Source organism: Actinomadura nitritigenes, from assembly GCF_017573545.1.
In the GTDB taxonomy this organism is placed as follows: Bacteria; Actinomycetota; Actinomycetes; order Streptosporangiales; family Streptosporangiaceae; genus Spirillospora; species Spirillospora nitritigenes.
Genome location: NZ_JAGEOK010000063.1, coordinates 1 through 23206, shown reverse-complemented (window position 1 = coordinate 23206; position 23206 = coordinate 1). Strand labels below are relative to the sequence as shown.

General features: G+C 68.6%; 26 protein-coding genes and 1 pseudogene. 9 read left to right on the top strand and 18 right to left on the bottom strand.

Annotation, left to right across the window (positions count from 1 at the left end; translation table 11 throughout):
- Positions 1 to 48: 48 nt before the first annotated feature.
- A complete protein-coding gene (locus tag J4557_RS47470; protein ID WP_208274284.1) occupies positions 49 to 438 on the top strand; it encodes a MerR family transcriptional regulator in 390 nt (129 codons plus the stop codon).
- A 446-nt stretch (positions 439 to 884) separates the two neighbouring features.
- On the opposite strand, the gene J4557_RS47465 is transcribed toward J4557_RS47470, so the two are convergent.
- From J4557_RS47465 to J4557_RS47455, 3 genes are all read right to left on the bottom strand, one after another.
- A complete protein-coding gene (locus J4557_RS47465; protein WP_307800618.1) occupies positions 885 to 1151 on the bottom strand; it encodes a transposase in 267 nt (88 codons plus the stop codon).
- Positions 1152 to 1272: 121 nt separating this feature from the next.
- Positions 1273 to 2025 carry a GAF and ANTAR domain-containing protein gene (locus tag J4557_RS47460; RefSeq protein WP_208274280.1) on the bottom strand — a complete coding sequence of 251 codons (753 nt, stop codon included), beginning with the start codon at positions 2023 to 2025 and terminating at the stop codon, positions 1273 to 1275.
- Positions 2026 to 2095: 70 nt separating this feature from the next.
- Positions 2096 to 2707: a GAF domain-containing protein gene (locus J4557_RS47455; protein ID WP_208274278.1), complete on the bottom strand. Its 612-nt coding sequence runs from the start codon at positions 2705 to 2707 to the stop codon at positions 2096 to 2098.
- Between the two features lie 701 nt (positions 2708 to 3408).
- Between J4557_RS47455 and J4557_RS47450 the strand changes: the two genes are divergently transcribed.
- A complete protein-coding gene (locus J4557_RS47450; protein ID WP_208274276.1) occupies positions 3409 to 3834 on the top strand; it encodes a hypothetical protein in 426 nt (141 codons plus the stop codon).
- A gap of 609 nt (positions 3835 to 4443) precedes the next feature.
- On the opposite strand, the gene J4557_RS47445 is transcribed toward J4557_RS47450, so the two are convergent.
- Positions 4444 to 4779, bottom strand: coding sequence for a Crp/Fnr family transcriptional regulator (locus J4557_RS47445; protein WP_208274274.1), 336 nt, complete (start codon positions 4777 to 4779; stop codon positions 4444 to 4446).
- 469 nt (positions 4780 to 5248) lie between these two features.
- On the opposite strand from J4557_RS47445, the gene J4557_RS47440 reads away from it, so the two are divergent.
- Positions 5249 to 5455, top strand: coding sequence for a hypothetical protein (locus J4557_RS47440; protein ID WP_208274272.1), 207 nt, complete (start codon positions 5249 to 5251; stop codon positions 5453 to 5455).
- A gap of 80 nt (positions 5456 to 5535) precedes the next feature.
- Here the strand turns inward: J4557_RS47440 and J4557_RS47435 are convergent, their stop codons facing one another.
- From J4557_RS47435 to J4557_RS47425, 3 genes are all read right to left on the bottom strand, one after another.
- Positions 5536 to 6393, bottom strand: a complete 858-nt coding sequence (locus J4557_RS47435; protein ID WP_208274267.1) for a slipin family protein — start codon at positions 6391 to 6393, stop codon at positions 5536 to 5538.
- 165 nt (positions 6394 to 6558) lie between these two features.
- Positions 6559 to 7119: a hypothetical protein gene (locus J4557_RS47430; protein ID WP_208274265.1), complete on the bottom strand. Its 561-nt coding sequence runs from the start codon at positions 7117 to 7119 to the stop codon at positions 6559 to 6561.
- A gap of 779 nt (positions 7120 to 7898) precedes the next feature.
- The gene (locus J4557_RS47425; RefSeq protein WP_208274263.1) at positions 7899 to 8813 is read right to left on the bottom strand and encodes a LysR family transcriptional regulator; all 915 of its coding nucleotides are present in this window, start codon (positions 8811 to 8813) and stop codon (positions 7899 to 7901) included.
- Positions 8814 to 9253: 440 nt separating this feature from the next.
- Here J4557_RS47425 and J4557_RS47420 point away from each other — a divergent pair, with 440 nt between their 5' ends.
- Positions 9254 to 10492: a PP2C family protein-serine/threonine phosphatase gene (locus J4557_RS47420; RefSeq protein ID WP_307800617.1), complete on the top strand. Its 1239-nt coding sequence runs from the start codon at positions 9254 to 9256 to the stop codon at positions 10490 to 10492.
- Positions 10493 to 10593: 101 nt separating this feature from the next.
- On the opposite strand, the gene J4557_RS47415 is transcribed toward J4557_RS47420, so the two are convergent.
- The 4 genes from J4557_RS47415 to J4557_RS47400 form a co-directional block, all read right to left on the bottom strand.
- Positions 10594 to 10989 (bottom strand): STAS domain-containing protein, encoded by a 396-nt coding sequence (locus J4557_RS47415; RefSeq protein ID WP_208274262.1) that lies wholly within the window; start codon positions 10987 to 10989, stop codon positions 10594 to 10596.
- 844 nt (positions 10990 to 11833) lie between these two features.
- Positions 11834 to 12244, bottom strand: a complete 411-nt coding sequence (locus J4557_RS47410; protein ID WP_208274260.1) for an STAS domain-containing protein — start codon at positions 12242 to 12244, stop codon at positions 11834 to 11836.
- A gap of 349 nt (positions 12245 to 12593) precedes the next feature.
- Positions 12594 to 12767 (bottom strand): hypothetical protein, encoded by a 174-nt coding sequence (locus J4557_RS47405; RefSeq protein ID WP_208274258.1) that lies wholly within the window; start codon positions 12765 to 12767, stop codon positions 12594 to 12596.
- A gap of 988 nt (positions 12768 to 13755) precedes the next feature.
- Entirely contained in the window at positions 13756 to 14574 is an 819-nt protein-coding gene (locus J4557_RS47400) for a hypothetical protein (protein WP_208274257.1), read from the bottom strand.
- Positions 14575 to 14763: 189 nt separating this feature from the next.
- Here J4557_RS47400 and J4557_RS47395 point away from each other — a divergent pair.
- Positions 14764 to 15670, top strand: a pseudogene (locus J4557_RS47395) (IS5 family transposase).
- A 76-nt stretch (positions 15671 to 15746) separates the two neighbouring features.
- Here the strand turns inward: J4557_RS47395 and J4557_RS47390 are convergent.
- The 4 genes from J4557_RS47390 to J4557_RS47375 form a co-directional block, all read right to left on the bottom strand.
- On the bottom strand, positions 15747 to 16106 hold the full coding sequence (locus J4557_RS47390) for a hypothetical protein (protein ID WP_208274255.1): 360 nt from the start codon (positions 16104 to 16106) through the stop codon (positions 15747 to 15749).
- Positions 16107 to 16260: 154 nt separating this feature from the next.
- Positions 16261 to 16857, bottom strand: a complete 597-nt coding sequence (locus J4557_RS47385) for a transposase (RefSeq protein WP_307800616.1) — start codon at positions 16855 to 16857, stop codon at positions 16261 to 16263.
- On the bottom strand, positions 16854 to 17249 hold the full coding sequence (locus tag J4557_RS47380; RefSeq protein WP_208274253.1) for a helix-turn-helix domain-containing protein: 396 nt from the start codon (positions 17247 to 17249) through the stop codon (positions 16854 to 16856). The genes J4557_RS47385 and J4557_RS47380 overlap by 4 nt, the downstream gene beginning before the upstream one ends.
- Positions 17250 to 17435: 186 nt before the next feature.
- Positions 17436 to 18164 carry a dienelactone hydrolase family protein gene (locus tag J4557_RS47375; RefSeq protein ID WP_208274252.1) on the bottom strand — a complete coding sequence of 243 codons (729 nt, stop codon included), beginning with the start codon at positions 18162 to 18164 and terminating at the stop codon, positions 17436 to 17438.
- Between the two features lie 320 nt (positions 18165 to 18484).
- Here J4557_RS47375 and J4557_RS52075 point away from each other — a divergent pair, with 320 nt between their 5' ends.
- The 3 genes from J4557_RS52075 to J4557_RS47360 all read left to right on the top strand — a co-directional run bounded on the left by J4557_RS52075 (position 18485) and on the right by J4557_RS47360 (position 20678).
- Entirely contained in the window at positions 18485 to 18814 is a 330-nt protein-coding gene (locus tag J4557_RS52075; protein ID WP_307800615.1) for a hypothetical protein, read from the top strand.
- Between the two features lie 102 nt (positions 18815 to 18916).
- The gene (locus J4557_RS47365; protein WP_208274236.1) at positions 18917 to 19249 is read left to right on the top strand and encodes a hypothetical protein; all 333 of its coding nucleotides are present in this window, start codon (positions 18917 to 18919) and stop codon (positions 19247 to 19249) included.
- A 313-nt stretch (positions 19250 to 19562) separates the two neighbouring features.
- Positions 19563 to 20678 carry a hypothetical protein gene (locus J4557_RS47360; protein ID WP_208274233.1) on the top strand — a complete coding sequence of 372 codons (1116 nt, stop codon included), beginning with the start codon at positions 19563 to 19565 and terminating at the stop codon, positions 20676 to 20678.
- Between the two features lie 101 nt (positions 20679 to 20779).
- Here the strand turns inward: J4557_RS47360 and J4557_RS47355 are convergent, their stop codons facing one another.
- The 3 genes from J4557_RS47355 to J4557_RS47345 form a co-directional block, all read right to left on the bottom strand.
- Positions 20780 to 20989 carry a hypothetical protein gene (locus J4557_RS47355; protein ID WP_208274232.1) on the bottom strand — a complete coding sequence of 70 codons (210 nt, stop codon included), beginning with the start codon at positions 20987 to 20989 and terminating at the stop codon, positions 20780 to 20782.
- A 152-nt stretch (positions 20990 to 21141) separates the two neighbouring features.
- Positions 21142 to 21375 (bottom strand): hypothetical protein, encoded by a 234-nt coding sequence (locus tag J4557_RS47350; RefSeq protein WP_208274231.1) that lies wholly within the window; start codon positions 21373 to 21375, stop codon positions 21142 to 21144.
- Between the two features lie 265 nt (positions 21376 to 21640).
- Positions 21641 to 21889, bottom strand: a complete 249-nt coding sequence (locus J4557_RS47345) for a hypothetical protein (RefSeq protein WP_208274229.1) — start codon at positions 21887 to 21889, stop codon at positions 21641 to 21643.
- Positions 21890 to 22085: 196 nt separating this feature from the next.
- Here J4557_RS47345 and J4557_RS47340 point away from each other — a divergent pair, with 196 nt between their 5' ends.
- On the top strand, positions 22086 to 23123 hold the full coding sequence (locus J4557_RS47340; protein WP_208274228.1) for a hypothetical protein: 1038 nt from the start codon (positions 22086 to 22088) through the stop codon (positions 23121 to 23123).
- Positions 23124 to 23206 lie beyond the last annotated feature (83 nt).

The window sequence follows — 23206 nt, the reverse complement described above, 5'->3', positions numbered from 1 at the left end:
CAGGCGAGGCCGTTGCTTGCGCTGCCACGCCGGAGGGAGGGTTGGATCGTGCGGGTGAAGGAACTGGCCGACGTCGCCGGTACCACGGTGCGGACGGTGCGCTATTACCACCAGATCGGACTGCTGCCGGTCCCAGCGGTGCGCGGTGGGCACCGCGACTACGACCTGGCGCACGTCGCCCGGCTGATCCGGGTGCGGTGGCTGGCCGAGGCCGGAGTGCCGCTGTCGCGGGTGGCGGCGATGCTGGGCACCGGCGAGGAGACATCACCGAGCACGGCGAGAGCCGACCGGGAGTCGGTGCTGACCGACCTACGCGCCACGGCCGAAACGCTAGATAACCAATTCGAACAACTGACGGAACGACGCGCCCGGGTTGCGCGACTGGTCGACGCCGTCGAACGGCACTACAATCTGTCGCCGCCGCGATCGACTGGGTGACGACGACCCGCTTTAATTCGGCCGCGATCACGGGGCGGAGGGACGCGTGGTCGACCGGTGTGTGAGCGATCGTGATCGCGGCGCGGCCCAGCGCTGGAGGAGAAGCCGCCACGGCGGGCGATAACCGGCACGATCCCCTTGGCCCAGACCAGCCCGGCGGTATTTGTCGTCGTCCTAGCCGCAGTCTGCCAGCAGGCGCGCTCGGGGCGCCTGCGAGGCCGACCGGTCCGGCCTCGCACAGCGGGCACCGCCTCCAGCAGCGGCATCAACGCAGTGACGTCATTGCGGTTGCCGCCGGGTCAACCTCAGCACGACCGCGCTGCCGTGGCCGCCGGTCAGCACATGGTGTTCGGGGCCCGGCCGCGGTGGCCGGGCTCGGCCCGGTTCTGGGCCGCTCTGCGAGCCCGGACACGCGAGCTGTCGATCATCGCCCTGGACCAGCCCAACTACCCGGCGGCATGCAGCTCCTCCGGCAGCAGACGATGCAGTCGCCCCCACAGCCCGGTCTCATGCCACTCGGCCGGCCGGTGCCAGCACGCCGTGCCCGACCCGAACCCCAATTCCTGCGGCGGCAGGAACTCCCGCCGGGTCCCGGTGTGCAACACGAACAAGATCCCGCACAGCGCCCTGCGGTCATCCAGTTGCCTCCGGCCGGCATGACGCTCGACCTTCGGCAGCAGCGGCTCCACCCGCTCCCACAAGCTGTCAGGCACGATCCATGGAGGTTGCTCACCCCTACGCACCCGCCCACACAAGCTCGTTGGCGGGACTCTCGATCGCCTGCGGCATCATCCCCCGGGACCGCTGTGGGAGCCCGGTGACCGGCCCGCAAGTTCAGGCGTGGCCTGGGCCGGGTGGTGGACGAAGGGAGTCGACGACCGCGGTGTCGTCGTCGATGACGGCCTGAGCGAGGTCGGCAAGCTTGCGGTTGGTGCTGCGGGCCAGGGCCCGCAGGTCGGTGAACGCCCGGTCGACCGAGATCTGATTGCGTTCGGCGAGCATTCCCTTGGCCTGTTCGATGATCACACGGCTGGTGAGGGCGACCTGCAGCTGCTGGGACAGCAACTGGTACTCCCTGGCGGCGCGCTCGCCCAGGATGCCGATGGTGGCGATGTCCGCCATCGCCTGGCCCAGCGTCTCCGTGATCCCCTCTTCGGCGTCCAGGCCGACGGTGGAGGCGGTGAACAGGTTCATCGCCCCGATGACGCGCTCGCGCAGGCGCATCGGCAGCGCCAGCACCCCGACGTAACCGGCGTCGAGCGCCGCAGGGGCGAACACCGGCCACCGGGCGGTCTCGGCGGCCAGGTCAGTGACCTTGACCGATCGTCCGGTTGCGAAGCAGTCCAGGCAGGGACCCTGCCTGGACTGGAGCTGGAACAGCTCCAGCAGCCGTGTCTGCTCCGCGGAGGCGGCGACCACCTGCAGGTCGTCGGCCTGGTCGGTGAGCAGGATCCCGACCGCCTCCACGTCCAGCAATTCCACGCAGCGCTCGGCCAGTCGGTGCAGGAACTCGATGAGATCAAAGTCGAGCACGAGGGTGTCGGCCAGTTCGACGAACACCTCAGCGAGGCGTTCTTGCGGTGGCATACTCGCCTTCCTCCTTCCCGTTACCCCGGGAACCGGGGTGTTCATCGTGGCTGGGCCTTCAGCGTCGTCGTCAGCTGTCGCGGGAGTCGTCGGGATGAAAGCGCAGGTGCCGGTCCACCACCTGCCGGGCCAGCTGGGACAGGGACACGCCGTTGGTGAAGGCGCGGGCGCGCAACGCCGCGAAGGCGTCCTGCAAGCCGACGCCGAGCTGGACCGCGACCATCCCGGTCGCCTGGTAGACCTCGATCCGGCCCTGCCCTGGCCCGCCCAGCGGCCATGAGGGCGGCTCCGAGGCCGCCCCGTTCGGTGAGGCCCGGCCGGCGAGCAGCATCACCCCGACGGCCATATGGCACATCGTCACCGCGTTGGCGATCTGATCGCGGGTCGGTGCTCCCGGCACGGCCCGGTACAGGGTCAGGGACCCCAACCGGATCGCTCCCATCTGCAGCGGAAAAGCGAAGATCGCCCGCGCTCCGGCCGCCACGGCGGTGGGGGCGAACACCGGCCAGCGGGCCAGGCCGGCGGGCGAGGCCACGTCGTCGACCAGTACCTGGCCGCCGGAGGCCCACGCCTCGATGCACGGGCCTTCCCCCAATGTGAACTGCTGCTCGTCCAGCAGCGCGGCCACCGCGTCGGTGGCGTGCGCCAACTGCCGCCTGTCCGGCCGGGTGGTCAACGACAACGCCGCTCCGTCCACCTCCATCGCCGCCACAGCCGCTTGGCACACATGAACGGCCGATACCGTCTCACCGCCCGCGCAACGGGTGACCAACTTCCACAACCGGGCCTCTCGCCCGTCGCTGGTATTGCCGCTCACCGCCCACCCCTGCCCGGCCGGTAGCTGGTCGCCCCAGCCTCGCACAGCATCCGGCGCGGGAACACGAAACCATCAACACTTAATGGAGCGAATGTGTCGGCAGGCCGAAAAAATAGGCGTAGTGTGTGATTTGCAGTTCGGGTGTCCGGCGCATACCGCCGGGTGACCCGTCCCGTCGCTCCAGACCCTGGCGACATCGAGCTTTCCGATGTCGTGGGCAAGCCCAAAAGGAGCACGGGCATGAATCGGTCTCGTCCTTTTTTCATCGGTCAGCCTTCCGCGTCCGCATCTGCCGGTCCCCGGATACAACCGGGGACGCCGCCTTCCCCGGCATCCCTCGCCGAGAGCGACATGGGCGGCTCCGCGAGACGGCCGAAGAGCCGGTCCTCACCGACGTGTTCCGGGCCGGGGAGAACCACCGCCAGGCATGGAACGCAGGTCAGCCCCGGTGCCGGCCGGTCCGCGACGGATCATCGTCGCCGGACGGCACCGGACGGTCTCTGAGGGGCGCGCCCCTTCGCTTCGACCGGAGACATGCCTTCACCTAGCCAAGAAAGTGGTCTGCGATGGCAATGGGACTTCCACCGGATCGAGCGGACGCCGACGACCAGCCCTCCGACATCACCCTGCTGACAGATGGGCTGATCCGCCAGGCGTTCGCCGTCAGCATGAACTTGCACCACGCCCTCGCCCGTGTCGATTACCGCGGCCAGGCGCCCGATCCGGATGAACGGACCGTTCCTCCAGGCCGCGCGGCCGTCGCCGGACCTCCGGTCGTCCGGGCGGAATCGGAGTGGCTGGACGGAACTCTGCGACAGGCGATCCGCCAACTCGACGCGATGATCCACGACATCCGGTCCGCCGCGTTCTCCCACACCATCGCCCACCAGAACGAGGACGGCCCTGTGGACCCTCTTTCCGCAGGGCCGGTTCCCATGAGTGCCGCCCGACCGCCCCCCGAGCCCCGCGGTTCGCGGCCACAGAACGGCTGACCGCGAAGTTCCCGGCCCGGGGCAGGCGGAGCCGGGCCGGCGGACGCCCAAGCCATGGCCACAGGGCAGCCAAGGCCACGGGGGCGCTGAGCGGGTCCCGGCCGCGCGAGGGCGATGCCACCGGCATTCTCTCGCGCGGCCGGGAGCCGCTCGCCTTCTTCCACGTCCCGGTGCGGGCGGAACACCTACCGGTGCCCACGCCTCGTTCTCTCGAGCCCGGACGCGAAAGGCTCGATCGGCCGAAGCGTTCGGGCTCGCGGTCCCTCGTACCGGAGCCCTGCGGCCCTCGACTGTCCGTCAGCCCGGCTCGGCTCTATGGGGAGGGGCCGTTCCGGTGTCCCGGTCAGCGAGAAGGGCGCGGGTCCGCTCCCCGCGGCCCCGCGACCGTCGGCTTCGCCCCCAGGGCTCCGTGTGATCGATGCCCTCGACGGTTCGGGGCCGGTCACCGTGGTTGACGGAACGGACGGCAGGGTCGGCCCCGGCCGTGCGCGTCGGCGACGATGCCCTGGCGGGCTCGTCACCGGTCCGGGACGGGGGGCGCCAGGCGGGCCATCTCGGCGGGAAGCGTCGCTCCGCGAGGTTCCGAACGGCGCCGCGCTCCTGTCACGGCTACGTCGACAGGTCGAGAACCCGGGCTCGTGCGGCTTGAAGCCGCTCGGCCATGGCCTTCACAAAGCGGCGGCTCAGTTCGTCACCGAGCGAAGGGTCGACCGCGCAGAGCACACGCACCAGCCGCCCGTCGAGCTCGACCGCTTGAACGGGCGTGCGGGTCACCGCTCCGAACCGCCGGCGATACGGGGCGAACATCCACGACCATCCGACGACCGAGCCCGGGCCGACGGTCTCGATGGCGACCGGTTCGCCGCCGGTCGCACGTGTGTCGATGGCGATCGTGCCCGTACGGACGATCCAGAACTGTTGCGCCGGCTCGAGCTCGGCGGCCATTCGCCGTCCTGCCGGAGACCCGGTGAGGCGGGCGGCGGTGACCAACCTGGTGAGGTCGGCGCTTCGCACGCGCGGACCGTCATGTCCTCCTTGCCGCCCGCCCTCCGTGCTGCTGCCCGGCAAGTCACGTCACAGGGGCTCTCCGTGGTGCTTCGCCGTGATGCGACGGGCGCCGAAACGCCGGGGTTCATGGCGAGGTCGGCCGTGATCTCCAGTCCGGTGGCCGGGAGCCCGCGCCGTGCCGACGAGCGGCGGGCGCGGGGCGCGGCGCAAGCCGCAACCCGTGATCCCGCGATGGACGACCGTCATCTCCTGCAACCGGGGTGGACGCATTGGCAGTCGGGACCATGCGCGTCACAGTGCCAGACGATCAAGAACTGCAGGGCGGCCTGGGCGGAGAACACCAGGTTGAGCAGGATGAACGGGTAGGGTCCCAGCGCAGCTGGTCATAGCGGCGCTGGTTGGCCGGATGCAGATGGCGCGGCGCCGCACCCGCGCGCGGCGTCCCGGGAGCGAGGACCGAACGCTGCCGCCCTTCGACGGCCTGATCGGTGACGCGGGCCTCGGAGGCGGGGCGGCGACCTCGCCGTCCTCGTTCACCTCGCTGCCCGATCAGGGCGGTGGCGTGGGGTCGGCGGGAAGCGGGCCGGCCGCCCCCGCCATCGGTGACCGGTGACGGCATGAGGGGCGGCCGGTTGATGTCCGCGGTGTTGCACCTCCGGAGATGGCCGGCCGGCGGCGTCCCGGAATCGGCGGTCAGGGGATGTCGGACGGGTCGGTGACGGTGGCGGCCGGCGCCGTGACGGCACCGTTGGACGTCGCGACCGCGGGTGCGGGGACGGCGGCGGCCTGCTCGCGGGCGAGGAAGGTTCCGAGTTCGGCGATGGTGGTCATCAGCGGCGCCGGGAACACCACGGTGCTGTTCTTGTCCACGCCGATCTCCACCAGGCTCTGCAGATTGCGCAGTTGCAGGGCCAGAGGGTGGGCCATCATCGTGTCGGAGGCCTCCCCCAGCGCGGCGGCGGCGAGCGATTCGCCCTCGGCATTGATGATCTTGGCGCGCTTCTCCCGCTCGGCCTCGGCCTGCTTGGCCATGGCGCGTTTCATGGTCTCGGGAAGCTGGATGTCCTTCAGCTCGACCAGGGTGACCTCCACGCCCCACGCCACGGTGGTGACGTCGAGAATCTCGCGGATATCAAGGTTGATCTTGCTGGTCTCGGCCAGGGTCTCGTCCAGGGTGTGCTGGCCGACGACCTTGCGCAGGGTGGTCTGGGCGATCTGGTCGATCGCGGCGCGCACGTTCTCGATCGCCACGACCGATCTCACCGCGTCGACCACCCGGAAGTAGGCGACGGCCGACACGTCCACGCTGACGTTGTCGCGGGTGATGATGCCCTGCGACTGGATCGGCATCGTGACGATCCGCAGCGACACCCGCCGCAGCACGTCCACCACCGGGACGATCAGCCGCAGGCCGGGGTCCCGGGTGCCGACGACGCGGCCGAGCCGGAACAGCACCCCCTGCTCGTACTGCTTGACGATGCGCACCGCCAGGGCGAGCCCCAGCAAGAGCAGGACCCCCGCGACGACGATGACGGTGATCAGGGCTTGCATGACGGCGCTCCGTTCGCAGTGTTCGTGGATCACACGTCGGAGCGCATCGGCCTTCCGGATCGGCGCGGCACGGCGCGTGGTCGCCTTCACGGTCAGTTTCACGCCACGCGGACCAGGGCGGCAGAGGCGAAGGTCCCGCAACCCGCCCGGTGCTGGAGCGGGTGCTCAATCGGCGCCCGGTTCCGCTGGTGTAGCGCCGTCCATGTGGGCGAACACCAGGGCCCGCGTCTGGTGGACCATCTGATCAAGCTCCGCGATCGCCTGACGCACGATCACTTGCACCTCTTCTCTGTCGGGATGCAGGCGAACGCTACTCCGACCGGTTCGGCCGGTCCGGCCAGTCGGGTGGGCGGCTGGGGCGCTGATGCGGGCCAGGACCCGGTGCAGATCCATGCTGAGGGCGAACATGAGGCGAACCAGGGCGTCGGCCAGCGTGTTCGCGGCCACCTGTGGGCCGAGATCGCGATCGGCGGTGGATCCGTCGTCAGGGGCGATGCTGTGCGATGAGTTCGGCGGGGAGTTCGGCATGGCAGACAGCGCTCTCATCTGTCGGAGCAAGGACAGTTGACCGAGACGGAGGGCACTCCGGTGCCGTCCGTCCGCGAGCGCGGATGTTTCGCAGGCCGGGGAGGAGAGCAGGACCGCCGCCTCCAGCACCCCTGCCAGATTCAGCAAGTCGGCCTGCGTTGCGGCCGAATCGGGGACAGGTCGTGCGGGCTGGTCCATGACCATGCTCCTTCGCGGTCCTGAGAGAGGACTTGCGGAAAATCGATCGCCGGTGCCGTCCGCCAGTCAGCCAACCCCGCACGCGCCAGGAGCGAAACAACCGATCCGCGAAGGGGCAATCACTGCGAACGATGACCTGTCGACAGATGGATGCGCGTGGTGAGCGGCGGAGCCAGGGCTTGCCCGCTTGCGGAGCAGCTGTCAGGAAGTCCTTTCCGGCCGGACGAGGCCGGACGGGACGGGCCCCGTCGCCCGCGGCGCAGGCCGTCGGTGCCCCAGACGATGAGAGGGAACACGGCGATGATGCCCAGGACGTCCGGATGCAGGGCGGCCGTGCCGAAGAGGTGCTGGAGGGGCGGGAGGTAGATCAGGGCCGCGGTGAAGAGGAGTTCGAAGCCGGATCGTCCGGGGCCGCCCGCGTTGTCCTCACGCCGACGACCCCGGAGAGATCCAGCCCGTCCCCCGACTGTGGCGGATCACTCCCCAGTCAAGATGATCCGCCGGGCAGTGGCTACGAGGTATTCGAGCATGGCTCATCTCTTCCAGAGCTTGCCGAGGCCACGCCGGCAAGACCACGTGTCCGGGTCCGCGGGACCAGGCGCTCATAGAGGCGGCACCACCCCAGCTAAGGCGGGCCCACGGCCCGTGGTCGCGGCCGTTTCGGGGCGCCGTTCGGCACGGCGCCGAGGGCGGCCGGCGATTCACCCTCGGCATTGATGCTCGTAAGGTGCTCCGGACGGGGGCCGTGATCGGTCCGGCCGATCCCGTGCGGCCGCGGATCAGCCGGCCGGCTGGTCGGCGGTGACCAGCCAGCCGAGCCGTTCGGACATGCCGCGGGCGCAGGCGACGATGGCGCGCACGTGGTCGGAGTCGTCGGCGGCACGCCACAGGATCGACCAGGGATAGAAGGAGGCGGGGTCGGTAAGCGGCCGCCAGACCGTTCCCGGGAGGGCGGGCATGCAGGAGGAGGGCACGCAGTAAAGACAGCGCCCCCGGACGACCAGGGCGGACGCGCCACGGATGCTGTCGACGGTGCCCGGGTGAACCGTCGGGGTGAAGCCGGCGGCGCGGCACATCTCGACAGTGAACTGGTTGAACTCCGGAGCATCCACCTCCTCGGCCAGCAGCAGCGACTCACGCGCCAGGGCCTCCACCGGCACCGCGTCCAGGTCGGCGAACCGGTGCCCGCGAGGGGCCAGGACGCCGAGACGGTCCCGGCGGAACAGATACGAGGCGACCCCGCTCGGTGCCAGCGCGGCACGGCCGATGCCCACGTCGAGCCGCCCGTCGTTGAGTTGCTGGTACTGCTCGGGAACCCCGACCTCCACCTGATGGATCACCAGGTCCGGATACCGCGCCTGAGATTCGTGCAGGATCCGCGGCATCGAGTCATAGGCGGCGTCGATGATGCCCACCCGCAACGCGGGCAACGTGCCCTGCCCGGTCCGGGCTACCTGGGCCGCGCGCTCCACATGGGTGAGGATCTGCCGTGCCTCCACCAGGAAGGCCGCCCCCACCGGGGTCAGGGCGACATAGTGCGTGGTGCGCTCCAGCAGACGCACGCCCAATTCCCGCTCCAGCCGCTGGATCTGCTGGCTCAGCGCCGACTGCACAATGTGCTCGCGAGCCGCCGCACGACCGAAATTGAGTTCCTCGGAAACGGCGACCAAATAGCGGAGCTGACGCAGTTCCACGTCTCCGCCTTCCGAGCCGAAACAGCGAGACCCGCCCAGCGTACATCGCGGCGTGAGCCCCGGGGCTCCACGCTCAGGGCAGCGACCACGCGCTGCGCGGCGATCTGCTGATCAGCGTCGGCCACGGCTGACGGGTCGCCGAGCACGGCCGGCGTCACGCCCACCCAGACCAACTCGACCGCGATCCCACACCGCCCCAAGCACGACCGCCTTCACCGTGAGAGCGTTGGAGGTCGAAGCGCTCCCGATGCCTGCCCGGCCCCGCCACCAACCCTGGCCGTCCTTCCCGATGCTGCCGCTGCACGGATCGGCTTCCTGCGCCGCACCCAGTCCCCGTGAGCACGTTCTGCACCCGCAACGACATCACTCACCGGCGCGGGATGGAAGACCACTCTCGATATCTGGAGTTACCGTCCGTGTCGGAGGGCACATAGACGGGCGTGGGGGAACTGATCGGGCCGGAGGAAGCGGTAGATCGGAGCGAAGGCTTCGGTGAGCGGCTGCTGGGACAGTTGCTGGACCGGGCGCACGAGATGCCGCCCCAGCTCATCGCGCCGCTGGTGGCCGAGGAGGTCCGCGCGATCGGCGGCCGGGACGTCTCGATCCTGCTGCAGGACTATGCCCAACTGATGCTGGTGCCGCTGCCGGGCCGCGGCCTCACCGACGGTGAACCGCTGCCTTTGGAGGGTTCGCCGGCCGGGCGAGCGTTCAAGTCGGAAACCACAGTCGAACAGCGGCAGGCCGACGGTGTGCGGATGTTCCTGCCGCTGCTGGACGGCAGTGACGAGATCGGCGTGATGTCGTTGACCCTGGACAAGGTCGACGACGACGACCGCCGGCTGCTGCGGCGGCTCGCGGGCCTGGTCGCCGACATGCTGGTGACCAAGAACAACTACACCGACCAGTTCCTGCGAGCGCGGCGGCGCGCGCCGATGAGCGTGCCCGCGGAGATCCAGTGGTCCCTGCTGCCCCCGCTCACCATGACGACGCCGCAGGTCGCCGTCGCCGGAATGCTCGAACCCGCCTACGACGTCGCAGGCGACAGCCTCGACTACGCCCTCAACGACGACGTCCTGCACCTGGCTGTGATCGACGCGATGGGCCACGGCCTGAACGCCGCGGTACTGGCCACCGTGGCCGTGGGCGCCTACCGGCACGCCAGACGCGCCGAAGCCGGCCTCGCCGAACTGTACGCGTTCATGGACACCGCCATCGACCAGCAGTTCGGCCCCGACCACTTCGTCACTGCGCAGATGATGCGCCTGAACATCGGGACGGGCCACCTGGCATGGGTCAACGCCGGCCACCCCGCGCCCCTGCTGATCCGCGACCACAAGGTCATCGGCACGCTGGAAGGCCCCAGCACCCTGCCCGTCGGCTTCGGCGGTTCGACGCCCCAGATCAACGACGAACGGCTCCGGCCAGGCGACCGGCTCCTGGCCTACACCGACGGCCTCATCGAAGAGCACACCACCGGCGGGGAACTGTTCGGCGAGGAACGCCTGATCGCCACCATCGAACGCGTCAGCCCCGCCAGCGCGACCGTCCAGCAGATGGTGCGGAACCTCTCCCACACGCTCATGCGGGAAAGAGGCGGGATCACCAGCGACGACGCCACCCTCCTCCTCATCGAATGGCGCGGCGGCACCGCCGACCACCTCGCCAGACCGCTCCTGTGACCGCGCGGCTCCGGGCCGGGCCGGGCGCGCGGTACGGTCGCCTTCACGGATACGGGCGCGCTCCGGTCCCTATCGCCTCCGGGCACCCGGCGCGGTCGCGATCACGCGGCGCGTTCGGTGCGGGGCACCCGGGTGGGGTGGACGGTGAGGACGCCGTCGAGCCCCGTGGCGTGGAGCAGCGCGCCGACCTGCGGGTCGGGAGCGGCTAGGCGGAGGGCGACGCCGAGTCCGGCGGCGCGGCGCCGGATGCCGACCAGGACGGCCAGACCGGCCGCGTCCGCGGAGGTCACCTCCCCCAGGTCGAGGATCAGCAGGCGGCCGCTGTGCCGCAACGCGCCGATCAGGTGCTCGCGCAGCGCCGGGGCGGCGGCGCTGTCCAAGGCGCCCGACAACGCGACGATGGTGTGACCGGGACGCCGGTGGACGGGCATCCGCACGTCGTCAGGGGTCCGGACCAGGTCCGCGGCGGCGGATGCGGTGGTGGTGAACATGGTCATGATGATCTCCGCTCGCTGCCGGGCCGCGTTGCGATGTCCTCTCGCAGTCGCCCGCTCTCGGATTCCCAGGCGCTCTCGGAGCCTGCCTGGTCATCGGTGTGGTCGGTCCGTTCGGGTGGCGCGGTGAGGGGCGGAGCCGACGGTGGTGACAAGCTGATCGTCGTGCGGCGTCCGATGGTGGTCCACATGGCGGGCGCCTCCCGTTGGAGTCTCGATCGATGCGGCGGCCGGTTGCTCATCGGGGACGCTTGCGGGTCGGCGGGCGCAGTCGAAACAGATCCGCACGTCTCGTTTGCTCACCACGGCCATCACGGAGACCACCCGGCCCGGGCCACGGACAGTGGCGAGAGGCCGGGACCTGAACTCATGTGAGGCTCGTGCGAGATCGGCATGACTCCCCCTCTCGGGGACGAGCCGGTGTTGGCGGATCAACCTCAGAACGGGGATGTCGCCCGTTGGCGGATGATCTCATCCCACTCAAATATTAATCAATTCTGATGAATTCAGAAATTCCGTGGAAAGGGTTACGGACCCCGGCCCCCGGGGTCGCCCACCTCAGTATCAAGCACACCGAGGAACGCTGCGAGCACATCAACTTGAGCGACCCGAGCGCCGCCCGGGGGGTTGGCCCCTCCGTCTCGTCCACGAACTCGCACACCACCGACACCGGCCGCCCCACCCAACGTTGCCGCCTCTGAACAGGCCGTCCCACGGCCGACCATTCCCACACGATCCCTGTCCCCCCACCACCGGACCTCCCTCTCGTCGACCGGCGATGAGACGCCCGGCTCCGAACCGGATGAACGGTCCCTTCGCGTATGACGACGGCGCGATGGTGGGCCGGTCAGACTGCGGCGGCCTCCAGCGGCGGCGGGAGAGGTTGCTGGAGCGCTTGGGGCAGCGTCGGGTAGGTCCGGAGGCCGTGCTCCAGGGCAGTGTCGTCCAGGATCCTCGCGACGTGGGAGCGAGGAGAGGCCAGACGCATCGAGACGCCCAGAGCCAGAGCACGGTGCCAGGCGCTGATCAGAGCGGCAATCCCGGCCGCGTCACAGAACCAAAGCTGAGACAGGTCCAGTACCAGCAGCCTCTGCCCAGGGTGCAGCAGCGCCAGCAGCCCGTCGCGCAGCGCGGGCGCAGTCACCAGATCGAGCTCGCCTTGCAGGGCGGCGACGGTGAACGAGGGTCTGCGCACGACCGACAGCACAACCCGAGGATGGATGTCGGTATGGCCTTGAGTCGTATACGAGGTGTTCATGATGTCGCTCCGATCGCGCTGCGCATCGCAGACGGGCGGCCGGCGGCGCGTTGATCGGCTGACGCACTAAATCCACGATACGCCGTGCATCGCCCTTCCGAGGGCAATGACCAGCAAAGTTGCCCGAGCCCGTGGGACGCCGCCGATCTCGGCGAAGCTCATCACCATGGCCGATCATGTCAGCGCCTTCGGCGACGGGGCCCCGGTTGGGCGGCTTGTCGGCGGGCTCGGTGGATCACCATTTGCGGAAGGCCCGCTGCTCACCCAGCCACCTATCGGCCATCGTGCAGGCCATCCTCACCCTCCATCACCAGGAGATGTGCCAGCTCTTGAGCGCAGCGGCACCTCGCTAGCGCAGCGCGCGGACCTTGGCGTGGTGCCGGTTGAACAACTTCTTGGGTTCCCCAGCTTGCGCGGCAACCACCACCACCGTGACCCGACCCGGCGCCGATGCTTTCGGATCAGATCGGCTACGAACGTGCGGGCCGAGCGACAGTGCGAGGGCAGCACAGAAGAACAGCACCGGAGCTCCTGGTGGTCAAGATCGTCGCAAATCTCGATCTACCAGGAGCTCTCTCGTCGTCGCTCACGCCGCGCGGGACGCGACCGGCCCGTGACCTGCGGGCTCAGGTTGGAATCTCCTCCTTGACAACGCCACCGCGGCCGACCGCGAAGGCCTCGCCGAACGTCAGCGCCTTCGCCCGGCCATGGACCGTCCCGCACGAACGCGCGGACCCACTCCACGAGCTCATCACCGCAGGGCACGAGCCCAGCACCCGCAGACTGTGGGATGTCCTGGTCCGCTTGGAGGATGCCGCCTCGGTCGGCGAGGCCAACTCGGCCTACCCACACCGGATGCTGCCGACCTGGACCACCCAATCGGCAGCGCAGCAGGTTGGCTCGGCGGTGCAGGCCCATGGAAGAACCCTCGGACCGCGCGACGCCGTTCAGGTTGCGGCGGACCGGTGCGTCGCCCCGGCCGGGTAGACGCTGACTGACCAACGCGCCTTCGCCATGATCGCCGGCATCCCAAGCACCGACGCCCCACATCTACCGACCCTGCTCAACACCACACCGGACAGAGCACACCAGCCAGGGTCGGCGCCGCAGCCGACCACCCGACCAAGGCGACTGCCTCCCCCGACGCCGCCTGGACCACCCACACCTCAGACCACGAGCCGGCCCCTGGTGCAGCCGATCTTGGCCCGGGCAGCACGGTGTGCCGCTCGATTATTGAGTTATGTGGCCTGATATGGGGTTATGCGGCGTGATGGTATTCGTTGATCATGCCTGTGACGACGGGTCTTCGCCGGATGGATCGCAGGTCGTTGAGTCCAGCCCGGTCATGGACAGGCTGGGCTTCAATATCCGGGGGCGTTGGTGTCGGGCCCGGTGCGGCCGGTGGCCGTTGTAGTGGTCCAGGTACTCGCCGAGCACCATGGCCAGGTGCCGCTCCCCCAGGATCAACAGCCGGTCCAGCACTTCACGGGGGAAGGATTCCGATCACGCGCTCACACATTCATCCGCGGCGAGGTCCTGACGACCCGGAGCCCATCGGCCTGGAACACTTCATCGAACGCGGCGGTGAAGACCGGATCGCGGTCGTGGATCAAAAACCGCAGCGCGCCGATACGATCCTCCAACTCCATGGCCAGGTTGCAGGCCTGCTGCACCGCCCACGCCCCCGTCGGGCACGCGGTCACCCCGGCCAGATGCACTCTGCGGGCGCCGTGCTCGATGAACACCAGCACATAGAGCCGCTTGAGCAGCACCGTCTCCACCACCAGGAAGACGCAAGCGATGATCGCGTGCGCTTGAGCGGCCAGGAACTGCCGCCACGTCGGCTCCGCCCGACGCAGTGCCGGATCGATGCCGGCTGCGTGCAGGATCTCCCACACCGTGGACGCGATCGTGTAGCCGAGACACGCCAACTCGCCTTGGATCCGCCGGTGCCCCCACATCGGGTTCTCCCTCGCCATCCGCAAGATCAGCGTTCTGATCGCCGCACCCGTGCGGGGGCGACCTGGACGGCGCCGATCAGTGAAGGTCCACTTACGGGCGACGAGATCACGATGCCAGCGCAGGATCGTCGCCGGCACAACCGGAAAAAGTCCGGCCCACCACCGGCGCGGCACCAGACGGGACAACGCCGCAAACCAGAGCCGGTCGCCATGACCCCAGCGCGGACGACCTGCGACCTGACGGCGCAGCACCTGGTTCTCATGACGCAGCACCAGCAACTCGACGTCCTTGGACAGATCAGACCGGACCAGCATCACCAACAGGCCGAGCAGGCTCCGGACCAACCGGTACAGCAGAGACAACAACACCCCGTGATGGTCGCAGCGACCGCCGCGGCACCGCAGCAAAATCCCAGCTCACAGCATGAAGCTGAGTATTCGAGCGGTACAGGCTGGGCCTCGCGGGTCGACTCCCGTGGTCGGCGGGCTCCTAGAGCGTGTCCCGTAGATCTTGATCTTTGGGTTCTGTAGACCGTTCGGGTGGACGTTGATGAGCGTCTGAAGCGCCATGATCTGACCGATGAGGAATGGGAGTTGCTGGCCCTGCTTCTGCCTGTGCATCCGCGGCAGGGACACCGGTGGGACGATCATCGCACCGTGATCAACGGGGTGATGTTCCGGAGCCGGGCGGGCTGTGCCTGGCGGGATCTGCCCGCCCAGTACGGCAACTGGAAGACCGCCTATAACCGGCATCGCCGCTGGTCACTGGACGGGACGTGGGAGAAGATTCTCGATCGGCTGCGGGCTGGGGCCGATGAGGCCGAGGGTGAGGACTGGACCCTCAGCGCTGATTCGACCATCGCCCGCGCCCACCAGCACACGGCCGGTGCTCGCCATGCGCCGGCCGCTGACGCGCCCACAGGGGGCACCGGCGAATGACAAAAATCCTCCAGATCCCGGTCCGGGCGTTGAGGCGCTGGGGCGGTCTCGTGGCGGGTTGAGCACGAAGATCCATCTGGTCGCCGATCGCCGGTGTCGGCCGATCGCCCGGATCCTCAGCCCCGGCCAACACGGTGGCTCGCCGCGCTTCATTCCGCTGATGGACCAGATCCGCATTGCCCGGCGTGGGCCTGGACGGCCGCGGACCCGGCCTGCGCGCGCGATGGGCGACAAGGCCTACTCCTCCCGCGCGAACCGCGCCTACCTGAGGAAACATGGGATCAAGGCGGTCATCCCCGTCAAGGAGGATCGGAAGGCCAACCGCCAAAAGCTCGGATCTAAAGGCGGTCGCCCGCCGACCTTCGACCCTGCGGCCTACGAGGACCGCAACACCGTCGAGCGCTGTATCAACAAGCTCCGACAGTTCCGTGCGGTCGCGACCAGATACGAAAAACGAGAACGCATCTACCAGGGCACCATCGACGTCGCCTCGATCCGGATCTGGCTACGAGACCCCGTCCTATGAACCGCGAAACAGATTTTGGCCGATCGAGGCGCTGTCGTGGCGACGAACACGGGCACCTCGCCGAACGCCGCCGCGATCAGTACAGGCCACCATCGGCGAAGCTCTCACAGGACCGGGAGTGCTCATCCGCCTCCTTCAGCACATCAAGGAGCTGGTCAGGGGCGCAGTCCCAACCTCTGCAGATCCCGCTCGACCCGTTGACCATACCGACCACCAGACCGCCGCCATCCAGCGGAATCACATCGACAACGTCGTTGCGGCCATCGAGGAGGTCGACACGCAGGTAGGGGCGGACATCATCGACGCCCCAGAGCGGAATCGCTCCATGGGACCATCGCACCCGATAGCCGACGGGCTTCGCCCAGGCACGTACCACCGTCTCCACCTCGGCCAGGTGAGGATCAACGGCTCCCGGCGGAAGCTCCGCCTCATTCATACGAGGAGACTCCGGCAAGCCCCATCGTCCTCGGCGCACACCCCAGCCCACCAGCCGGCCACAGCCTGCCGTGACGCCTCAACCGTTCCTCGCCCATGGGATGGGCCTATCAGACGAACCCGCCAAGATCTACGGGACACGCCCTAGTGCCGCATCAGGCAACGTTCGCCCTGTTGACCACCGAGCGTAGGCGCTCGTCTTGGGCGTGCTCGTTCCGCCAGATGATGTAGCGGCGGATCATGCTGCCCTGCTCCTTGTGACTCTGGTGATCGGTGCCGTCGAGGGTGAAGTAGCGCAGGGCGGTGAACTGCGCCTCGATCCGGTTCAGCCAGGAGGAGTTCGTCGGGGTGTAGGCAATCTCGACGTTGTTCGCCTCCGCCCACGTCGCGACCCGTCGGCACCGCTTCGTGGTCAGGTGCGGGGAGTAGTTGTCACAGACGATAGCGATCCGCACCGTTGCGGGATAGAGGCTGCGCAGGTAGCGGCAGAACTCCAGGAACTTGGAGCGGTTCTTGGTCAGCTTGATGTGGCCGTAGAGCTTGTCCTCGACCAGGTCGTAGGCGGCGAACAGGTGCCGGACCCCGTGGGGGCGGGTGTAGATTGCCCGGCGCCGCGGCCCCGGCTTGCGGTCGAGGTCCTTGTGCCGGCCGCCGCGTTCGGCCCACTGACGTCCGGGGTGCGGTTGGAGGTTGAGCGGGCCGAACTCGTCCAGGTAGAAGACGACTTCGGGCTCGCCCTCCTCGGGGATCACCTCACCGTCGGCGATGGCGTAGAGGTGCTCGACCCGGGCCTTCTTGGTGGCGTAGTCGGGGTCGCGGGAGGGTCTTCCAGAAGGACCCGCAGGCCCTCGTGGCTGATGTCGTCGACCACCCCCTCGGTGACCAGGAAGTCGGCCAGCTTGGCCAGGCTCCAGGTCGAGAACGGCAGCCCGTGCTCGGCCGGCCTGGACTTGGCGATCTTCTTGATCTCGCGGCGCTCGGGCAGCGTGAAGGTCCTCGGCCGCCCGCCCTTGTACTTCGGGTAGAGCGAGTCGAAGTCGTCGGCGTTGAAGTTGTGGAGCACGTCCCGGACCCGGTCCGGGCTGGTGAACGTCACTTCGGCGATCTTCGCCACGGGCATGCCCTGGGCGGACAGCAGCACCATCTGGGCCCGCCGCCAGTCACTACCGATCCGGTGCCCCTGCGGATGATCCGCAGCAGCCGCCTGCCCTCGTCATCATCGATCTCCCGCACCCGCAACCGCTCGGCCATGCCGAACAGTCTGGACTGGACCCAACGTGCTGGCCGGGAACGAGTCCCGGGCCAGCGCGCCGAGCACTGCGACCTCGTGTCAGCTCAGATGCCGGGCGAAGAACCTCAGCGAGCTGTCCGCTTCGAACGACGGCACATCCCCGTGCCCGCCGGGGTTGGCGTGCAGCGTCTTCTCAGCCGAGGCCAAGGCGTCGAACAACGCCAGGCTCTGGTCCCGCGGCACCATCTGATCGTTCCACTGGACCAGGAACTGCACCGGCACGGTGATCCGCGCGGCGTCCTCGGCCAGCCCGTGCACACCGAGCAGGCCGAGCACCGCCGCGCGGATCCGGGGCTCTGCGGCGATGAGCGGGATACCGAGCCCGCAGCCCATCGACATGCCGCAATAACCCACCGGGCCGACGCCGACCTGGTCAAGGCGTTGGACCGCGCTCAGAATCGCTTGCCAATCCGCGACGGCCTGACCAGCCAGATAGCCGTGCATGCCGGCGACCAGCGCGCCCGGATCCTCACCGGCGGCCATACCGGCCCGGAGTTCGGCCGCGATCCGGCCGAACTCCTCATCCTTGGGCCGGTCGCCGTGGTTGGGCGCGTCGATCGCGACGGCCGCGAAACCCTCGGCGGCGTAGCGGCGCGCGTGGGACACGATGCCGGGGGCCGTCTTGTGCTGCCCGCCGCCGTGGCCCAGCAGAATCAGGGGACGAGTACCGCGGGCGTCTTCCGGCGTCCACAGCACGCCAGGGATCTCGTCGAGGGTGAAGGGCTGTTCGGTGACGCCGTCCGACGACGTCTGGGAGCTGAAGCGCATCAGCGTTCAAGCCTTTCGGGATGCCTGGTGCGGGCGCTCCCTAGGCCATGCAAAGGAGGGAGCCCCGACTGGTCACAGCGTTGATCGGACTCACCTCCTCGAATGTGCAGTGGTGCACGGCGGCACAAAAGGTACCACAAAGATCATCACCTGCACCTCGACAGGGCGAACGTTGCCTGACGCGGCACTACGCTGCGGCGCTGGAAACCTCCAGCGCCGCAAGTAAACCACTCTACCTGGGCATATGGCGTTGTTGTTACCGGTGCCCAGGGTGGGCAAAAAACGGGCGGCTTGCGGGTGCGGACATCGCGGGAGGGTAGGTGCCGACCGACCAAAAAGGGGGGACGATGATCAAAACTCTACACAACTGGGGTGTGCGGTCCAATCTGGCTTATACGGCCGGAATCGCCTCGATCGGCCTGGCGTTCGGGTCGTGGCTGGCCTCAAACCGGCTGGAGGGCGCTGGGATGGAACGCGCCGACCGGTGGGGGATCTTCGTCGGCGAGTGGGCGCCGACGTTCTTTGCGCTCGGCGTCGCACTGCGCATGGAGGAGATGCAGGACGAGGCGCTGCCGGAACTGCAGGAGCGCGGCGCGGCCGAGGCGAAGGCGCCAGGCCGTGCGGCCGCCGCATCAGGGGCCTCACGCTAGCCGCCCGCCGCACCTGACGCGGGTCGTGCACCGCCGCAGAAATCATCTGCGATGCGTCCATACCGCAGCGGCGCAGCAGCGGCCGGCCGATCCCCCGGCTGATTGACCGCCGACCTGCGGGCGCGGTGCATGACCCGCTTCCGCGCTCGGCCGCGTGTCCGCCACGTCTTGCTGTCAGGTGTTGCTGACCGGCATTGCGTGCTGCTCGAAATGGCGGAGCCGCTCACGTCGTCGTCTGGCTCCGAAGTCGGGCGATCGGCCGCGTTGCCGGTCACGGGGCAGGAAGACGACTGGTCCGTCTGGCCGGTGAAGGCAACCGATCGGGCATCGCGCGACAAACCCACTGTGCAGGACCCGGCGAGCGAGAGGGCGGGATGGACGATGAGCAACCGGCATCGCATCAACCGGTTTCACGGCCTGAGCGGGTGGTGTTGATGTCCGCGCCGGTCAGCAGGGCGGTCACAGGAGCGCCTTCGGGGCGGGGGCGGGGGCGGTTGTCGTGGTGGGTGCGGATCTGGCCGGATTGGCGGCGGCGATCCGGCCCCGCTGTCGAGGTGGTAGCTGCGCATGAGGGTTCTTTCCTACGCCGCGTTCAGGTCGTGGGATCGGTGTCGGTGGCCAGGGGGACTTCACCGGCGGTCTTGCTGTAGCCGAGCGCTTCGACGATCTGGCCGTCGCGCACGCGCATGAGGTTCACTCCGCTGACCCAGTCGGACGGGCCGGTACGAAGGTGTAGTGCCAGCGGATCGTGGCCCGCGCTCCGCCTGGCCGGGGCCTGTCCGAATCGAGCCTCGGAGACTGGTCGCAGAACCAGATCCTTGAGCATGACCACGACCTGGTCCCGCTCCTGGACCTCGGCGGCCTCCACGCCGAGTACGGCGGCCTGACCGTCTGCGACCGGCTGAGCGAACTCCGGGCAGGCCGGAGCACGGTCTTCGGCATCTGGCCGTTCGCACCCGACGACGGTGTGGAGGTGTGCGGGGATTCCCTGCTGGAAGTCCTGCACGATCACCATGCCCAGCTTCACGCCTGGCTGGAGCTGCGGCGCGCGTCGACGAATCCGGGGATCGACCGCGCGGCCGACACCAAGTGGGCGGCGGAGATCCTGCCGGCGCTCGAGTGGATCGCACGGCAGCGGCGTCCGGCCGTCATGGCGGCCGCGCCGGAGGACGACCCGGTCCCGCGGCTGCGAGCGGCGGCCTCGCGTGCGGACTTCCATTCGATGGCCCTTCTGGCGCGGGCGCTCTACCAGGCCGGACTGGGCCCGCGCCAGGTGCTCCGCGAGTGCTACGGGGTCGATTTCCCGGACGAGTTCTTCGTGATCGCCGAGGCCGGTCCGCACGAGTTGGAGCTGGTGGCGGACTTCCCCAATCAGCCGTGGGAACTGGCCGTCCCACTGGACATGGGCGGCCCCCGGCTGCGCCCGGACCCGGGAGAGCGGGCCGAGCGGCGGCTCCTCACCCGGGATCCCGATCTCGTGCCGCTCATGTCGTTCGGCCATCACGCCCGTCACGGCCACGGCGATATCCAGCCTCCTCCCGCCGCGAGGCATGGCGGCATGATGATCTGCTACAGCCTGCGCGGACTCGAGGCGCGCGGCACTGAGGTGTACGGCATCCCCAGCCATCTGATCGAGTCCGAACTCTCGGAAAGCACATCCGGGCCGCGCACCGCCGTCCAAGGAGCGTCCCTGCTCACGGTCATGCACGAGTACTTCACCGGCTACCACCATTCGGTTGAGTGGGAGAGCAGGCAACCGTGGAGCTGGGGCGCCAACTCCATCGACGACGAAGAACTGGCATGGTCACGGACGCAAGTGGACCAGGTCGAGGCGTTGCAACGCCGACTGGCCCAGAGCGGCTAGGGACGGGACGGCTTCGTCCGCCGGAGTCGCCTGCCTGTGCCGCTCGAATATTGAGTTACATGCTCTGAGCTGGGCTTATGCGGCGTGGTGGTATTCGCTGATCACGCCCGTGACCGGTGCAGCAGCGCCGCGAGCAGCGCCCGATCCACCGCAGTGAACCGCACCCTCTTCCCGGCCAACTGGCGCTCCAGCACGGCGATCTGATGCCGCAACACCGAGACCTCAGCGTCCTTCTCCCGATCGATCACCGGAAGCAGAAGTAGCACCGCAAACGCGTTCGCCGCGGTCAAGCAGGCCGGCCGCAAGAACACAGCCGCCCATCATCCCGCAGCGACCGCCTTGCCGCCGCTTGATTCGCAGCTGATCAAGCGCAACACCTGAGCACCCATCTACGCCTTCCACCTGCGTGGACGTAGTTTTCGGCGAGCGCAGAGCCCCGCGCGCTTCCACCCCAGCCACGCGGCTACAGGTCCGTGGCGTAGCCCTCGATGAAGTAGGACTTGCCAGGCTCGGGGGCCGGGCAGGCTAGTACCTCGATGAGCTGCGGCCAGTGGTCGGTCGTAACCGGGTACGAGTTGGCGGACCACTCGTCGTCGCCGTAGTCGAAGAGGTCGCGGACCCTGATGAACTGCTCCCGGCTGGGAAGGTGTTGCTGAGCTACTCGTTGCTGTCGTTGAACGAGATGAGCCGCCATCACATGTTCTGGCCGTCGGCGTAACGAGCGGGGTCTCCGGGCATGGCGCGATTCTGGCAGTGCTTCGGGCGGCGGTGCGACCCCGTGGCGACCGGACGGGCGGGGCCGGCGGACGTGGCGCGATGCGCGGCCCGGCGCGGCCGTCCGGCGACCGGCGCCCACGCCGCACGCTCCGGGCGGCCAGGCACGGGGCCGCGCGGCGGCCTGAGCGCCGCCGCCCCTTGATCCCAAGGAGCCGAATCCGGCGAACGCCCGGCCATGCACTCCGTCAGGATCGGTTCTGTGACGAACGTGGCGGCCGCACCAGTAACCGCATCCGCCGTAACACGCTGGGACGGAGCCGGTGCAGCAGCGCCGCAAGCAGTGCCCGGCCGGGGACGGTGAACCGCACCCGTGCGCCGTCGAGTTGACGCCCCAGCACGGTGACCTGGTGCCGCAGCACCAAAATCTCGGCGTCCTTCTCCCGATCGGTAATCGGCAGAAGACGCAGGACCGCAAAGGCACTCGCCGCGGTCAAGTAGGCAAGGCGATGGAAACGCTCGCGGGGACCGCCGACCGGGTCGCCGTGGCCAACTTGAGATCAGGATGGCCCGCGTTTGCCGGAGCGATGCAGTTGATTGGTTTTTCTCTGGCCGCCTTCAGGGAAGTTCCTAGCCGATCAGATCGTTGCCGATCGTCCACGGGCACGGCCAGGGCCGGCTTAAAGGGAAGAGATGAAGCTGCAGGACCTTTGCGAGGTGTTCTGCACCTCGGACTTTCCCGGCCTTGGCGTGCAGGCACATCCGAACCGAAGTTCGGTTCTCGAAGCCCGGGCCGCGGTAACCGCCGCAGTCCAGGACGACGAGTTGCTATTGGATTGCGTCGCCCGCGAGCTCGCCATGCTCGAAAATCACGAACTTCGACGATCCCTTGTTCCCTTCCACATCATTTCGGATCTGGGGATAGCGTTCGCGTTCGGCTATCACCCGCCGGGCGCGCGCCCGGGGCCCCACGAGCACACGGCATGGACGATCACCGCGGTGTGCCGGAACGAACTCGAGATGCGGACGTGGGACCGCGACGAATCCTACCGGCGGCGGGAACTCGTGCCGAAGAACCGATTCCAGGCGGTGAGCGGGCGTGTCGGCTTCGTCTACGACCCGTGCATCCACGAGCCGAGGAATGTGAGCGCGGACTGGTCGATGTCCCTACATGTCATCAGTCCCCTGGACGGTGAGCGGCCGACCAGTGAGACAGAGTCCCCGCCTCCAGGTCTCGATATGGGGTTCATGCCCTCGCCCGAAGCCGACCAGCACCCTTATCGACGCGTCCAGGCCGCCCGTCAGAGACAGACGTTCGTCCGCGAACTTCATGGCCTCATCACCTCGACGGGGCGCCGCCAAGCCCGTGACCTGTATGGGCAGTGCCTGAGGCTGGGTCCTCCCGGCCTGAGGAGAGCCGCCGACGGCCGTGACCACATCGAGCAGTCGTGGACTCTCACACGCACGCACCCCGGTCTGGCACTCGACCACCATCGCGCCGACGGATCGGTGACGCTTTACGCGCAGACACCGGCGGGAGCGTCCGCGGAGATCGTCATCGACGACGTCGCCTGCGCGGCGATCGAACTGGCCGCCAGGGAACAGTCGTTCGAAGTCCGTGACCTTCCCGGCGCTCTGTCCTCGGAAGAACGCAGGTCGATCGGCGAAGCACTCGAGCGGACAGGACTGACCCTTTTTCATCCTCAGGCGGGCTGGTTGATCACAGCGTGATCGCGAGTTGATGGAGTCCCCTCAGATACAGAGAAGCTCCTGGTAGACGGGTTGATCACCACAACCCACGCCGTCTCACCAGG

Excerpts from the sequence above, each read along its gene's own strand:
- J4557_RS47460 (WP_208274280.1), bottom strand. The coding sequence starts at position 2,025 with ATGCCACCGCAAGAACGCCTCGCTGAGGTGTTCGTCGAACTGGCCGAC.
- J4557_RS47450 (WP_208274276.1), top strand. The coding sequence starts at position 3,409 with ATGGCAATGGGACTTCCACCGGATCGAGCGGACGCCGACGACCAGCCC.
- J4557_RS47445 (WP_208274274.1), bottom strand. The coding sequence starts at position 4,779 with ATGGCCGCCGAGCTCGAGCCGGCGCAACAGTTCTGGATCGTCCGTACG.
- J4557_RS47440 (WP_208274272.1), top strand. The coding sequence starts at position 5,249 with ATGCAGATGGCGCGGCGCCGCACCCGCGCGCGGCGTCCCGGGAGCGAG.
- J4557_RS47435 (WP_208274267.1), bottom strand. The coding sequence starts at position 6,393 with ATGCAAGCCCTGATCACCGTCATCGTCGTCGCGGGGGTCCTGCTCTTG.
- J4557_RS47430 (WP_208274265.1), bottom strand. The coding sequence starts at position 7,119 with ATGGACCAGCCCGCACGACCTGTCCCCGATTCGGCCGCAACGCAGGCC.
- J4557_RS47415 (WP_208274262.1), bottom strand. The coding sequence starts at position 10,989 with ATGACCATGTTCACCACCACCGCATCCGCCGCCGCGGACCTGGTCCGG.
- J4557_RS47410 (WP_208274260.1), bottom strand. The coding sequence starts at position 12,244 with ATGAACACCTCGTATACGACTCAAGGCCATACCGACATCCATCCTCGG.
- J4557_RS47390 (WP_208274255.1), bottom strand. The coding sequence starts at position 16,106 with ATGAATGAGGCGGAGCTTCCGCCGGGAGCCGTTGATCCTCACCTGGCC.
- J4557_RS47380 (WP_208274253.1), bottom strand. The coding sequence starts at position 17,249 with ATGGTGCTGCTGTCCGCCCAGGGCATGCCCGTGGCGAAGATCGCCGAA.
- J4557_RS47375 (WP_208274252.1), bottom strand. The coding sequence starts at position 18,164 with ATGCGCTTCAGCTCCCAGACGTCGTCGGACGGCGTCACCGAACAGCCC.
- J4557_RS47340 (WP_208274228.1), top strand. The coding sequence starts at position 22,086 with ATGAAGCTGCAGGACCTTTGCGAGGTGTTCTGCACCTCGGACTTTCCC.